Source organism: Bacillus sp. YH3-2-B2 (assembly GCF_053663335.1).
The window spans coordinates 504,696-517,535 of sequence record NZ_JBSJQE010000003.1 but is presented as its reverse complement, the minus strand read 5'-3'; the positions used below and the strand labels follow the sequence as shown (position 1 = coordinate 517,535).

Sequence of the window (12,840 nt, the reverse complement as noted above, 5' to 3'; positions counted from 1 at the left end):
GATAACCTTGAGGAGGAATTAGATGGAACTGTCAAGTTTGGCGATTTTAGCAATAGTTGCAGCTGCCATAATCGTGTTAGCCATATTCTTCACCTTTGTACCGGTGATGCTATGGATTTCGGCGCTTGCGGCAGGAGTCAGAATCAGCATTTTTACTTTGGTCGGAATGAGGCTGCGGCGCGTCATACCAAGCCGCGTTGTCAATCCGTTAATTAAAGCACACAAAGCCGGCCTATCCGCAACAACAAATCAGCTCGAAAGCCATTATCTGGCCGGTGGTAATGTCGACAGGGTGGTCAATGCCCTGATTGCGGCACAGCGCGCCAATATTGAGCTGACATTTGAACGCTGCGCAGCCATTGACCTGGCCGGGCGTGACGTATTGGAAGCCGTACAGATGAGCGTCAATCCGAAGGTCATTGAAACACCGTTTATCGCGGGTGTCGCCATGGACGGAATTGAAGTAAAAGCAAAAGCCAGAATCACGGTAAGAGCCAATATCGAGCGCCTTGTCGGAGGAGCGGGAGAAGAGACGGTTGTCGCCCGTGTCGGAGAAGGGATTGTCTCGACAATCGGTTCCTCGGGTAATCATAAAAAAGTGCTGGAAAACCCTGATATGATTTCGCAGACCGTACTTGGCAAAGGGCTGGATTCAGGCACCGCCTTTGAAATTCTTTCGATTGACATCGCCGACGTTGATATCGGCAAAAACATCGGAGCGATTCTTCAAACGGATCAGGCAGAAGCAGACAAAAACATTGCGCAGGCAAAAGCCGAAGAGCGCCGTGCCATGGCGGTCGCCCAAGAGCAGGAAATGCGCGCTCGCGTAGAAGAAATGCGTGCAAAAGTCGTGGAAGCAGAAGCCGAAGTGCCGCTTGCGATGGCAGAAGCGCTGCGTGAAGGAAACATCGGCGTCATGGACTATATGAACATAAAAAATATCGACGCGGATACGGACATGAGGGATTCTATCGGCAAGCTGACGAATGACCAGCAAGATGAAGACCAACAATAACCTCTCTATTAAGGAGGGAGCCGCTATATGCACGAGATTCTGACAAATCCGCTCGTCATTGCCGCCGTCATCGGCATTATATCGGCAATATTCGGCAAGAAAAACAAAGATGAAAAACGGCCGCCGGGTACACGTCCCGAAAATCAGGCAAAAAAGCAGGATCAAAAACAGCCGCAGAAAGAGCATAAGCCGGAAGCGGAAGAATTGCCTGCCGTTTCAGAAGAGAACCCTTTTGAGCAAAAAAGAAGGGAAGCTGAAAAGCGCCTAGCGGAGACGGAGCAGATGTTTAACGGGCTTGAACATAAGCTGACATCTCAACGCGCACGAAACGCATCTCTGAAGAAATCAGCCCTCAAAATAAATAAAGAAACTGCGGTCCAAGGCATTATATTCAGTGAGGTTTTGGGTTCGCCCCGTGCAAAAAAACCGCATCGGATCATGCGGAACATCGGTAAAAAATAAAGTGTTAGAACCCCTTTTCAAATCATACATATGAGATGAAAGGGGGTTCTTTTTTTATGGGGCAAAGAAAGAATCGTGTAAAGGCATGGCTGACAAGAGCATTGGAAATTCCCCCGGACGTTATGATGGATCTGCCTCGTATTACGATGGTCGGCAGACTTCATATCTACATAGAGAATCACAGAGGCCTCCTGCTGTTCAGCGAAGAAGAAGTCAGGCTGATGCTCAAGCAGGGGCAATGTATCATATCAGGAAAAAACTTGGTCATTAAGGCAATCCTTCCTGAGGAAATCCTTTTGGAAGGCACGATAGATCACGTACGATATGTCGATTCATAAAGCCGGGGGGAAATAATGTGAAAAACAAATGGCTGTCATTTTTTTCGGGTAAAGTCCAAATGGAAGTCAAAGGAAAAGGGATTGAACGGCTGCTGAATGAATGCACGAGAAACGGAATCGCCATCTTTGCGGTGAAAAAAAAGCAAGACTGTATTCTGCTGATGATTCAGCTTCAAGATGTACATGCTTTCAGAAGAGTCATCAGAAAACATGAATGCAAAGCAAGCTTTACAAAAAGAAAGGGTCTTCCCTTTCTGCTTCTCAAATCAAAATTAAACCTGGGCTTCACTGCGGGATTTGTGATGTTTTTCATTATATTGTTTCTTTTGTCCAACATGATTTGGGACATTGATATTAAAGGGGCCAAGCCCGAAACCGAGCATCAGATGGTAAAGCACCTTGAAGAAATCGGTGTGAAAAAAGGCCGTTTGCAATTTTTAATGATGACGCCGGAGAAAATCCAAAAATCATTAACAAACGGCATTGATAATATTACGTGGGTCGGTGTGGAATTGAACGGGACAGCCCTTCATATGAAAGTGGTCGAAAAAAACGAACCGACAAAAGAAAAGTACGTGAGCCCCCGCCATATCGTTGCCAAAAAGAAGGCGGTCATCAAAAGGATGTTCGTGCAAAAGGGGCAGCCGATGGCTTTTGTGAACGATCATGTTAACAAAGGACAGCTTCTCGTCTCAGGACTGATCGGAAATGAAGACCGGAAAGTCGCCTCAAAAGCGGAAATTTACGGAGAAACATGGTACAAGTCAGAAGTAACCGTGCCTCTTGAAACATCATTTACGCTATATACGGGTAAAGTAAGGACGAAGCACAAGCTGTCTTTCGGATCATGGGGCGTGCCTTTTTGGGGCTTTGAATTTAATGAGGAGCCGCTGAAACATCCGAAAACAGAGGAAGAAAAGCACCCGTTTCAATTTCTGGGGATGAAGCTTCCGGTGTCTTACGTTCAAGAACAGACAAGAGAAAGTGAAACAACCGTGCGGACTTATACGAAAGGCGAAGCGGTTCAGGCCGGTATCAAAATGGGAAGACAAGATGTAGAAAAGCGATTAAACGGCAGCGGAGAGGTGGAAAGTGAAAAAGTTTTGCACCAATCCGTTGAGAATGGTAAAGTAAAGTTGATTATTCTCTACCAAGTTATAGAAGATATCGTTCAAACCACACCTATTGTTCAGGGAGACTAAAGAATGGCAGAACATTTACTTGCGATTAATCACAAACTGAAAAGCCCGGACGAAGCACTTTCTTTGTTCGGCAGCCAAGATGCCTTTTTACATTTAATGGAGAAGGATCTGGGCATTAGCCTCATCACACGCGGTGAAACCATTTACGTTTCCGGGAATGATGAAACATTTGAGATCGCTGACAGATTATTAGGCTCGCTCCTTACTTTAATTCGCAAGGGGATCGAGATTTCGGAACGTGATGTGCTGTATGCCGTGAAAATGGCAAAAAAAGATGAACTGGACTATTTTGAAAGCATGTATGAAGAGGAAATAACGAAAACGGCAAAAGGCAAACCGATCCGTGTCAAAACCCTCGGCCAAAGAGAATATGTGGCGGCGATGAAGAAAAACGACATGGTGTTCGGCATCGGGCCGGCGGGAACCGGCAAAACTTATTTGGCGGTCGTAAAAGCGGTGCATGCTTTAAAAAACGGCCACATTAAAAAAATCATTTTAACAAGACCCGCTGTGGAAGCCGGCGAGAGCCTCGGTTTTCTGCCCGGAGATTTAAAGGAAAAAGTAGATCCTTATCTGCGCCCGCTGTATGACGCGCTCCATGATGTGCTCGGAAGCGACCATACGGAGCGTCTTATGGAAAGAGGGGTTATCGAAATTGCCCCGCTTGCCTATATGAGAGGGCGGACGCTTGACGACGCGTATGTGATTCTTGATGAAGCCCAGAATACCACTCCCGCTCAAATGAAAATGTTTTTGACGAGATTGGGTTTTGGCTCTAAAATGATCATTACGGGCGACGTAAGCCAAATTGACCTGCCGAAAGGCGTCACATCGGGACTTGCAGTAGCGAAGGATATGCTGAAGGATATAAACGGCATCTCCGTGATTGAACTTGACCAGACAGATGTGGTCAGGCATCCGCTTGTTGCAAAAATTATTGAAGCTTATGATAAGCAAAAGTAATGCAAAAATGACCCGATCTCCCGTTATCGGGTCATTTTTATATGATGTGTTCCTGATGTTTCAGGGAGGAGGTTCTTGTTTTGAAAAAGAAGGAAAAGGGCAAAAGCGCCCGGGAACGGTTCCGCAGTTTCAGACATGCCCGCTCAGCCCATGTGCTGCTGTACCTGCTGCTTTCAGCGATCATGTTTGGTTTGCTCTTTATTCATGTAAAACCTGAATCACTTAATTTGGATTTGTTTTCAGTCAGTGATAAGACGATTTACGCGCCCGCCACAGTGGAAGATCAGCAGGCGACGGAATCGAAAAAACAGGCGGCCGAAGATGCGGTGGAAGATCAATACACCCTGAAAAAAGGCTATACCGACAACCGGCTTGACCTGATCACTTCCATTTTTGACAGCATCGGCGAAGTGAAAAAAGATGCGGAAAAAGACAAAAAGTCACCATCGGAAAAATCACTGGTCAAATCGGTGAAAAACAAGCTGACACAGGATGTCAATGAATCCGTCTCGGAAGATGCCATTAAATCGCTTCTCCATGCAAACAATGAAGATTTCTCATTTGTGAGGGATTCCGTCATTACCGCGGTGAATACGGTGATGAGCAGTGAAATTCCTTCTGAAAAGCTTGCTGAAGCGAAGGATAAGGTCGCAAAAGAGCTCAAAAGCGCTTCTGTGCCGTCAAAATATTTAGCGGCTGCGACTGAAATCGGAAAATACGCGGTCATCCCGAATTACGTATTTGATCCGAAAGCGACGGATGAAAAACGCCAGGAAGCGTCAGACAGCGTCCAGCCGGTACAGATCAAACAGGGACAGGTTCTCGTGGAAGAGAATGATCTGATCGACCGGGAAGTATACAGGAAGCTTGAACTGACGGGGCTTTTGAATAATTCCAACCTGTTAAAACCGATCAGCGGTCTGCTTCTGATGATCGGGCTGTTTATTGCCACGCTTGTCTACTATTTTGAGAAACAGCAGCAGGAGCTTAAGCTGAAAAATAAATCTCTTTTGCTGTTTTCTATCATTACAACGCTTATTCTCGTCATTATGGAAGTCGTCAGTCTCTTTCAGAAGATTGAATACACCAATATCGGCTATCTTGTGCCGATCGCCGCCGGCGCGATTTTAATCAGGCTGCTGCTCAATGAAAGGCTCGCCATTTTAGGAAGCATCATTCTGGCGATCTGCGGCAGTATGATGTTTAATCAGGGTGTGACGGGAACATTTAATTACGTCATCGGCATTTACTATTTAATCAGCAGCATTTCAGGCATTCTGTTTTTGGGGAAACACAATGCGAGATCAAAAATATTGCAGGCGGGACTGTTCGTCTCATTTATTAATATGATTATCGTGCTGTCGCTTTTATTAATACAAAATACGGCGCTGTCACCGGTTGAAATCGGAACGCTGATGCTGATGGGGGTCGTCTCGGGACTTGCTTCATCCGTTTTAATTATCGGTCTGATGCCGTTTTTTGAGACGGGATTCGGCATTCTTTCAACGATGAGGCTGATTGAACTGTCTAATCCGAATCATCCCCTGCTTCGAAAGATTTTAACGGAAACACCCGGTACATATCATCACAGCGTCATGGTGGCAAATCTGTCGGAAGCGGCTTGTGAAGCCGTAGGGGCAAACGGTCTTTTGGCACGGGTCGGAGCGTATTATCACGATCTCGGCAAAACGAAACGTCCGCAATATTTTATTGAAAATCAGATGAATATGGATAATCCGCATGACAAGCTGTCTCCGCAGCTCAGCAAAAATATCATTATCGCACATACGACAGACGGTGCGAATATGCTCAGAAGCTATAAGTTTCCGAAAGAGCTTGTGGATATCGCGGAACAGCATCACGGAACGTCCCTTTTAAAATTCTTTTATTATAAAGCGAAAGAAAAGGGCGACCAGATTACAGAGAAAGAGTTCCGCTACCCGGGGCCGAAGCCGCAATCGAAAGAAGCGGCTATTATCTCAGTGGCCGACAGCGTTGAAGCCGCCGTCCGTTCCATGCATAATCCCAATCCTGAGCGGATCGAAAAACTGGTGCGGGGAATTATATCCGATAAGCTTCAGGACGGACAATTCTCAGAATGTGATCTCACGTTCCGAGAACTGGATACGATCGCAAAAACACTATGTGCGACTTTAAAAGGAATTTTCCACTCCCGGATTGAATATCCGGAGGCTACGAAGAAGGTGAAATAAATGGGTTTACTCATAGATATTGTTGATGAAACGAACAGCGTCTCAGCTGATGCGCTCCAAGAAGTGGAGAAGCTGCTCCAATTCGCGGCGGAAAAAGAAGGCGTTCAGGATCAGGCTGAAGTATCGGTCACGATTGTGACAAATGAAGAAATCAGAGAAATCAACAGAGACTACCGGGGAAAAGACACTCCGACTGACGTCATTTCATTTGCGCTTGAAGAAGAAGGCGAAGACGAGGTTGAAATCGTAGGCGCCGACATGCCGCCTGTTTTAGGAGATATTATCATCAGCGCAGACAGAACGAAAGAGCAGGCGGAAGAGTACGGCCATTCGTTTATGAGAGAGCTCGGTTTTCTGGCCGTGCACGGCTTTTTGCATTTGCTTGGCTATGATCACATGACAAAAGAAGAAGAGGAAGAAATGTTTTCAAAGCAAAAGGATTTGCTGGATGAGTATGGACTCACGAGATCATAAAAACGAGTGGAGCAGGTTCCTGAAGAGCTTTGTCCATGCATGGAGGGGAATCTGGAAAACGGCGCGGTCAGAGCGGAATTTTCAATTTCATATTACCGCGGCCTGCGCCGTTATCGTTTGCGGTTTTCTCACCGGGCTGAGCACAGCCGAATGGGCCGTTGTTTTGGTGCTGATCGGAGGGATGCTTGCTTTGGAGCTTTTAAATACGGCGATAGAGCATGTTGTGGATTTAGTTACCGATCAGTATCACCCGCTCGCAAAAGCGGCAAAGGACGCGGCCGCCGGAGCCGTTTGCGTCTTTGCCGTGATATCGTGTATCATTGGTTTACTCATCTTCCTGCCGAAGATATGTTAGCAGAAGATTCTTACAATTATTTTACATTGCCAAAAATGGGCGTGAAAAACCGATCATAATTATGTAAAATAAAAGTGACAGCGGTATCATACAGGATAAAGGTAAGAGAGGAATTAAGTACACATGAACAGACAAGAATTGATTGCAGAAGCATTAAAAGCACGGGACACAGCGTATGTGCCGTATTCAAATTTCAGAGTGGGAGCCGCTCTTCTTACCAAAGACGGAAAAGTGTACAGAGGCTGCAACATTGAAAATGCGGCATACAGCATGTGCAACTGTGCTGAACGCACGGCGATATTCAAAGCTGTTTCCGAGGGGGATACGGAATTTGCGATGCTCGCCGTGGCTGCGGATACTCCGGGACCGGTTTCGCCGTGCGGAGCCTGCAGACAAGTAATTTCCGAGCTGTGCTCAAAGGATATGCTTGTTATTCTGACCAACTTACAAGGACAAATAAAAGAAATGACTGCGGAAGAATTATTGCCGGGCGCATTTTCATCGGAGGATTTACATGACGAACGAAAGCTTTAAATCAGGATTTGTATCTATCATCGGAAGACCGAACGTAGGAAAGTCTACCTTTTTAAACAGGGTCATCGGTCAAAAGATCGCCATCATGAGCGACAAACCTCAGACGACAAGAAATAAAGTCCAAGGGGTACTGACAACCGGCACGTCGCAGACTATTTTTATTGATACACCGGGCATTCACAAACCGAAGCACAAGCTTGGCGACTTTATGATGAAAGTGGCGCAGAATACGCTGAAAGAAGTTGACTTGGTGTTATTTATGATTAACGCCGAAGAAGGGTACGGAAAGGGCGACGAGTTTATCATTGAAAAGCTCGGACAGACGTCCACGCCGGTCTTTCTGATCGTAAACAAAATTGATAAGATCCACCCCGACCAGCTGCTTCTTTTAATTGATGAGTACCGTACGCGCTATCCGTTTAAAGAAATCGTGCCGATCTCAGCTTTGGAAGGGAACAACGTCGAAACCCTTCTCGCGCAGATTGAAGCGTATTTACCGGAAGGGCCTCAGTTCTATCCGAGCGATCAGGTGACTGACCATCCCGAGCGGTTCATTATTTCTGAACTGATCAGGGAAAAGGTGCTCCATTTGACAAGGGAAGAAGTGCCGCACAGCATCGCTGTCGCTATCGAGTCCATTAAAGGGCAGGAAAACGGCTCTGTCCATGTCGCCGCCACCATTGTGGTCGAGCGGGATTCTCAAAAAGGCATCGTCATCGGGAAAAAAGGAGCGCTTCTGAAAGAAGTCGGCAAAAGAGCGCGGGCTGATATTGAAGCGCTGCTGGGTTCACGCGTTTACCTCGAATTATGGGTGAAAGTGCAGAAGGACTGGCGGAATAAAATGTCTCAGCTGCGTGATTTCGGCTTCAAAGAGGATGAATATTAATTCATCTGAGGCGCATGCCTGATGTGTGGGATTACCTCACAGAAACAGGGATTCGTTAGCAAAATTTGTTTAACATGAAAAGGAGGACATCAGGTCAAGATAAGGGTAAGAATTTGGATTGGCAAGCTAGTTTAATGATGAAAGGTGGGTTTTTTGTGTTGAATTTTACCTGGAACGTATTTTCTCAAACAGGAAGTGTTGATACGTACCTTCTTTTTAAAGAACTGGAAAAAGAGAACCTGGAAAGACCCGAAGAACCGGAAGATGAGCTAGCCCGAATTGATTTTCCAATTTTGTAAACCTCTTGGCCCCTCCCGTTGTTGGAAGGTGCGGAAATGCTGACTAAATGTGAAGGAATCGTGCTCCGTACGAATGACTACGGGGAGACGAATAAAATCGTGACATTGCTGACGAGGGAACACGGCAAAATCGGCGTCATGGCAAGGGGCGCCAGGAAGTCAGCCAGCCGGCTGTCAGCAGTCAGCCAGCCGTTTTTGTACGGGTCATTTTTAATGCAAAGAACATCCGGACTCGGCACGCTCCAGCAGGGTGAAATGATTCTCAGCATGAGAACGATCAGAGAAGATTTATTTTTGACGGCGTATGCCGCTTTTATCGCTGAACTCACTGACAAAGGAACGGAAGAGAAGAAACCGAACCCCTATTTATTCGAATTGATTCTCGAATCCTTTAAGAGGCTGAATGACGGGACTGACCCGGACGTGATCACCTTCATCGTGCAGATGAAAATGCTCGGCGTCATGGGGCTGTATCCGGAGCTGAATCATTGTGTCCACTGCAAAAGCGGGGAAGGGACGTTTCATTTTTCGATAAGAGATAACGGTTTTATCTGCCACCACTGCTTTGAAAAGGATCCGTACAGAGTTCCGATTTCGCCGCAAACGGCAAGGCTGCTAAGGCTTTTTTATTACTTTGATATCGGAAGGCTCGGCAGCGTCTCGTTAAAACAGGAAACCAAAAACGAAATTAAACAGGTCATTGATCTGTATTACGAGGAATATTCAGGACTTTATTTAAAGTCAAAACGGTTTTTAGACCAGATGGAAAGCATGAAGAACCTTTTGGATGAAAACAAAAGTTGACATTCTGCCCATCTTTTTATATGATCATTTATTATAAAATATGTTGCAGTGACAGAAAGAAGTACTTGCGTCCAACTCATACAAGCGACCTTAGGACAGTGTAAGCTAAGGATGAGCGCGCAACGAAAGGCATTCTCGAGCAACCCTTTAAAAAGAGGCTGAGTGATTCACATCCTCAGCAACTAGGGTGGAACCGCGGGAGAACTCTCGTCCCTATGTTTGCGGCCGGCAAGCATAGAGACGGGAGTTTTTTGGTTGCCGCCGCACTTGTAAAAGAATGGAGAAAGTGGAGGTGCTTGAAATGAACATTCAAGATATGATTTTAACCTTGCAGAAGCACTGGTCGAATGAAGGCTGTGTGCTCATGCAGTCGTATGATGTGGAGAAAGGCGCAGGCACAATGAGTCCGTATACATTTTTACGAAGCATCGGGCCGGAGCCGTGGAGAGTGGCTTACGTTGAGCCGTCCAGACGGCCTGCGGACGGACGGTACGGTGAAAACCCGAACAGGCTCTATCAGCATCACCAATTTCAAGTCATTATCAAGCCGTCGCCTGATAACATTCAAGAGCTTTACCTTGATTCATTGCGTGCGCTCGGCATTGACCCGCTTGAACATGATATCCGTTTCGTAGAAGACAACTGGGAAAACCCGTCTTTAGGCTGTGCAGGTCTCGGCTGGGAAGTATGGCTTGACGGGATGGAAATTACTCAGTTTACATACTTCCAGCAGGTGGGCGGAATTGAATGTAAACCGGTGTCCGTTGAGATCACATATGGTATTGAACGTCTCGCGTCATATATTCAGGATAAAGAAAACGTCTTTGATCTTGAATGGACGTCAGGATTTACTGTGAAAGATTTATTTATGATGGCTGAATATGAGCATTCCGTTTATACTTTTGAAACATCTGACGTGGATATGCTTTTCCATTTGTTCAGCACCTATGAAAAAGAAGCGATCAGACAAATGGATAACGGGCTTGTGCATCCGGCCTATGATTATGTGCTGAAATGCTCTCACACATTTAATCTGCTTGATGCAAAAGGCGCGATCTCGGTGACAGAGCGGACGGGTTATATCGGCCGTGTCCGCAACTTAGCGAGAAAAGTGGCAAAAACGTATTATGAAGAACGGGAAAAATTAGGGTTCCCAATGCTTAAAGAGGAGGGCTCTTCCCATGAGTAAACAAGACTTGCTTTTAGAGATCGGACTCGAGGAAATGCCGGCGCGGTTTTTACATGACAGCATGGTGCAGCTCGGTGAAAAGCTGACCGGCTGGCTTGCTGAAAAAAATATCGCCCACGGCGAAGTGAAACTTTTTAATACGCCGAGACGTCTGGCAGTATATATAAAAGACGTAGCAGAAAAACAGGCTGATATTCAGGAAGAAGCAAAAGGCCCTGCGAAAAAAATCGCTCTGGATGCTGACGGAAACTGGACAAAAGCCGCTATCGGATTTTCAAAAGGCCAAGGCGCCGGAGTGGATGACCTGTATATAAAAGATGTAAACGGCACGGAATATGTCTTCGTTCAAAAATTCCAGGCGGGACAAGAGACGAAGACACTTTTACCGCAGCTGGAAAATTTGATTGCCGGAATGCATTTTCCGAAAAACATGCGCTGGGGCACGCAGGATCTGCGTTATATCCGTCCGATCAAATGGATTGCCGCCCTCTTTGGAAAAGATGTCATTCCGTTTGAAATCACAAATGTCGAGACGGGCCGGAACACGCAGGGACACCGCTTTCTCGGCCAAGAAGTATCTGTTGATGTGCCGTCATCATACGAAAAGCTGCTGAAAGAACAAAGCGTCATTGCTGACCCGAAAGAACGCAAACAAATGATCCAAAGCCAGCTGGATGCGCTTGCGGCCAAGAAAAAATGGAATATTCCGGTCGATGAGGATCTGCTGAACGAAGTCAACCATCTGGTGGAATATCCGACGGCGCTTTACGGATCTTTTGAATCCGAGTTTCTTTCTATCCCTGAAGAAGTGCTCGTGACAACAATGAAAGAGCATCAGCGCTACTTCCCGGTAAAAGATGAAAACGGGAATCTGCTTCCTCATTTTATTACGGTGCGAAACGGGAACAGCCATGCAATTGAAAATGTTGCCCGCGGAAACGAGAAAGTGCTGAGAGCAAGGCTTTCAGATGCTGCGTTCTTCTACAAAGAAGACCAAAAGCTGAACATTGATGAGAACGTGAAGAAACTGGAAAATATCGTTTTCCATGAAGAGCTCGGCTCCCTTGGAGATAAAGTAAGAAGAGTGGTCACCATTGCGGGCAAACTTGCCGTCCGCCTGAAAGCGGATGAACAGACGCAAAAACTTGTGAAGCGCGCCGCAGAGATTTCTAAATTTGACCTGGTTACACATATGATCTATGAGTTCCCTGAGCTTCAAGGCGTGATGGGAGAAAAATATGCGCGCATGCTCGGTGAAGATGAAGCCGTCGCTGCCGCTGTCAATGAGCACTATATGCCGAGAGCGGCCGGGGGAGAAGTGCCTTCAACCTTTACCGGCGCGGTCGTGGCGTTAGCTGATAAACTGGACACGATTGCTTCCTTCTTCAGCATTGACGTAATTCCGACAGGTTCTCAGGATCCGTACGGATTGCGCCGTCAGGCAAGCGGCATTGTTTCCATTCTGATCGACCGCAACTGGGGCATTTCTTTTAAAGAACTGCTGTCGTTGACAGAAACGGAAAAAGAAAATGAGCTCCTTGATTTCTTTACACAGCGTCTGAAATACGTCTTAAACGCTGAAGACATCCGTCATGACGTTATTGAAGCCGTTCTGGACAGCACAAAACTTGAGCCGTATGCAGCCGTTCATAAGGCAAGAGTGCTTGAGAAGCACCTCGGCACACCCGGCTTTAAAGAAACGGCTGAATCACTCGGCCGGGTCATCTCCATCAGCAAAAAAGGCGAGAGCCGCGATATCAAGCCGGATCTGTTTGAAAATGAACAGGAGAAAAAGCTGTTTGACGCTTATGAAAAAACAAAAGACAGTGTCGCGGAAAGCTTTGCCTCCAAAAACTATGAACAGGCGCTTGCCGTGCTCAGCGGATTAAAAGAGCCGATCGAAGATTACTTTAATCACACGATGGTAAATGCGGACGATGAAGCATTAAAAACCAACCGTTTAGCGCAAATGACCGCTCTTGCAGATGTGATCAAGTCTTTTGCTAATATGAATCATCTTATTGTAAAATAAAGAAAAAGACGGTTGCTGTGTGATCGGCAATCGTCTTTTCCCCTTTTACATAAACATCACAGAATGAAAACATA

General features: G+C 46.2%; 13 protein-coding genes and 1 pseudogene. All 14 read left to right on the top strand.

Annotation, left to right across the window (positions count from 1 at the left end; genetic code table 11):
* The first annotated feature begins 22 nt into the window (after window positions 1-22).
* The 14 genes and pseudogenes from floA (at window position 23) to glyS (ending at window position 12,766) form a co-directional block, all read left to right on the top strand.
* Window positions 23-1,015 carry a flotillin-like protein FloA gene (floA, locus tag ACWJJX_RS12710; protein ID WP_003152961.1) on the top strand — a complete coding sequence of 331 codons (993 nt, stop codon included), beginning with the start codon at window positions 23-25 and terminating at the stop codon, window positions 1,013-1,015.
* Window positions 1,016-1,042: 27 nt separating this feature from the next.
* The gene (locus tag ACWJJX_RS12705; protein ID WP_454023011.1) at window positions 1,043-1,477 is read left to right on the top strand and encodes a hypothetical protein; all 435 of its coding nucleotides are present in this window, start codon (window positions 1,043-1,045) and stop codon (window positions 1,475-1,477) included.
* A 56-nt stretch (window positions 1,478-1,533) separates the two neighbouring features.
* On the top strand, window positions 1,534-1,815 hold the full coding sequence (gene yqfC, locus ACWJJX_RS12700) for a sporulation protein YqfC (RefSeq protein WP_003152966.1): 282 nt from the start codon (window positions 1,534-1,536) through the stop codon (window positions 1,813-1,815).
* Between the two features lie 17 nt (window positions 1,816-1,832).
* A pseudogene (gene yqfD, locus ACWJJX_RS12695) lies at window positions 1,833-3,057 on the top strand (sporulation protein YqfD).
* Window positions 3,021-3,980 carry a PhoH family protein gene (locus tag ACWJJX_RS12690; protein WP_003152970.1) on the top strand — a complete coding sequence of 320 codons (960 nt, stop codon included), beginning with the start codon at window positions 3,021-3,023 and terminating at the stop codon, window positions 3,978-3,980. The pseudogene yqfD and the gene ACWJJX_RS12690 overlap by 37 nt, the downstream one beginning before the upstream one ends.
* A gap of 80 nt (window positions 3,981-4,060) precedes the next feature.
* Window positions 4,061-6,193, top strand: coding sequence for an HD family phosphohydrolase (locus ACWJJX_RS12685; protein ID WP_003152972.1), 2,133 nt, complete (start codon window positions 4,061-4,063; stop codon window positions 6,191-6,193).
* Entirely contained in the window at window positions 6,194-6,667 is a 474-nt protein-coding gene (gene ybeY / locus ACWJJX_RS12680; protein ID WP_003152973.1) for an rRNA maturation RNase YbeY, read from the top strand.
* Window positions 6,648-7,022 carry a diacylglycerol kinase family protein gene (locus ACWJJX_RS12675; RefSeq protein ID WP_003152974.1) on the top strand — a complete coding sequence of 125 codons (375 nt, stop codon included), beginning with the start codon at window positions 6,648-6,650 and terminating at the stop codon, window positions 7,020-7,022. Before ybeY ends, ACWJJX_RS12675 begins: the two co-directional genes overlap by 20 nt.
* A 123-nt stretch (window positions 7,023-7,145) precedes the next feature.
* The gene (locus ACWJJX_RS12670) at window positions 7,146-7,556 is read left to right on the top strand and encodes a cytidine deaminase (protein ID WP_003152976.1); all 411 of its coding nucleotides are present in this window, start codon (window positions 7,146-7,148) and stop codon (window positions 7,554-7,556) included.
* Window positions 7,537-8,442 (top strand): GTPase Era, encoded by a 906-nt coding sequence (gene era / locus ACWJJX_RS12665; protein ID WP_007408285.1) that lies wholly within the window; start codon window positions 7,537-7,539, stop codon window positions 8,440-8,442. The genes ACWJJX_RS12670 and era overlap by 20 nt, the downstream gene beginning before the upstream one ends.
* Window positions 8,443-8,597: 155 nt before the next feature.
* On the top strand, window positions 8,598-8,741 hold the full coding sequence (locus ACWJJX_RS12660) for a YqzL family protein (RefSeq protein ID WP_007408286.1): 144 nt from the start codon (window positions 8,598-8,600) through the stop codon (window positions 8,739-8,741).
* Window positions 8,742-8,777: 36 nt separating this feature from the next.
* On the top strand, window positions 8,778-9,545 hold the full coding sequence (gene recO, locus ACWJJX_RS12655; RefSeq protein ID WP_146284344.1) for a DNA repair protein RecO: 768 nt from the start codon (window positions 8,778-8,780) through the stop codon (window positions 9,543-9,545).
* A 301-nt stretch (window positions 9,546-9,846) separates the two neighbouring features.
* A complete protein-coding gene (gene glyQ, locus ACWJJX_RS12650) occupies window positions 9,847-10,734 on the top strand; it encodes a glycine--tRNA ligase subunit alpha (protein ID WP_003152984.1) in 888 nt (295 codons plus the stop codon).
* Window positions 10,727-12,766, top strand: coding sequence for a glycine--tRNA ligase subunit beta (glyS, locus tag ACWJJX_RS12645; protein WP_146284346.1), 2,040 nt, complete (start codon window positions 10,727-10,729; stop codon window positions 12,764-12,766). The genes glyQ and glyS overlap by 8 nt, the downstream gene beginning before the upstream one ends.
* Window positions 12,767-12,840: the final 74 nt, after the last annotated feature.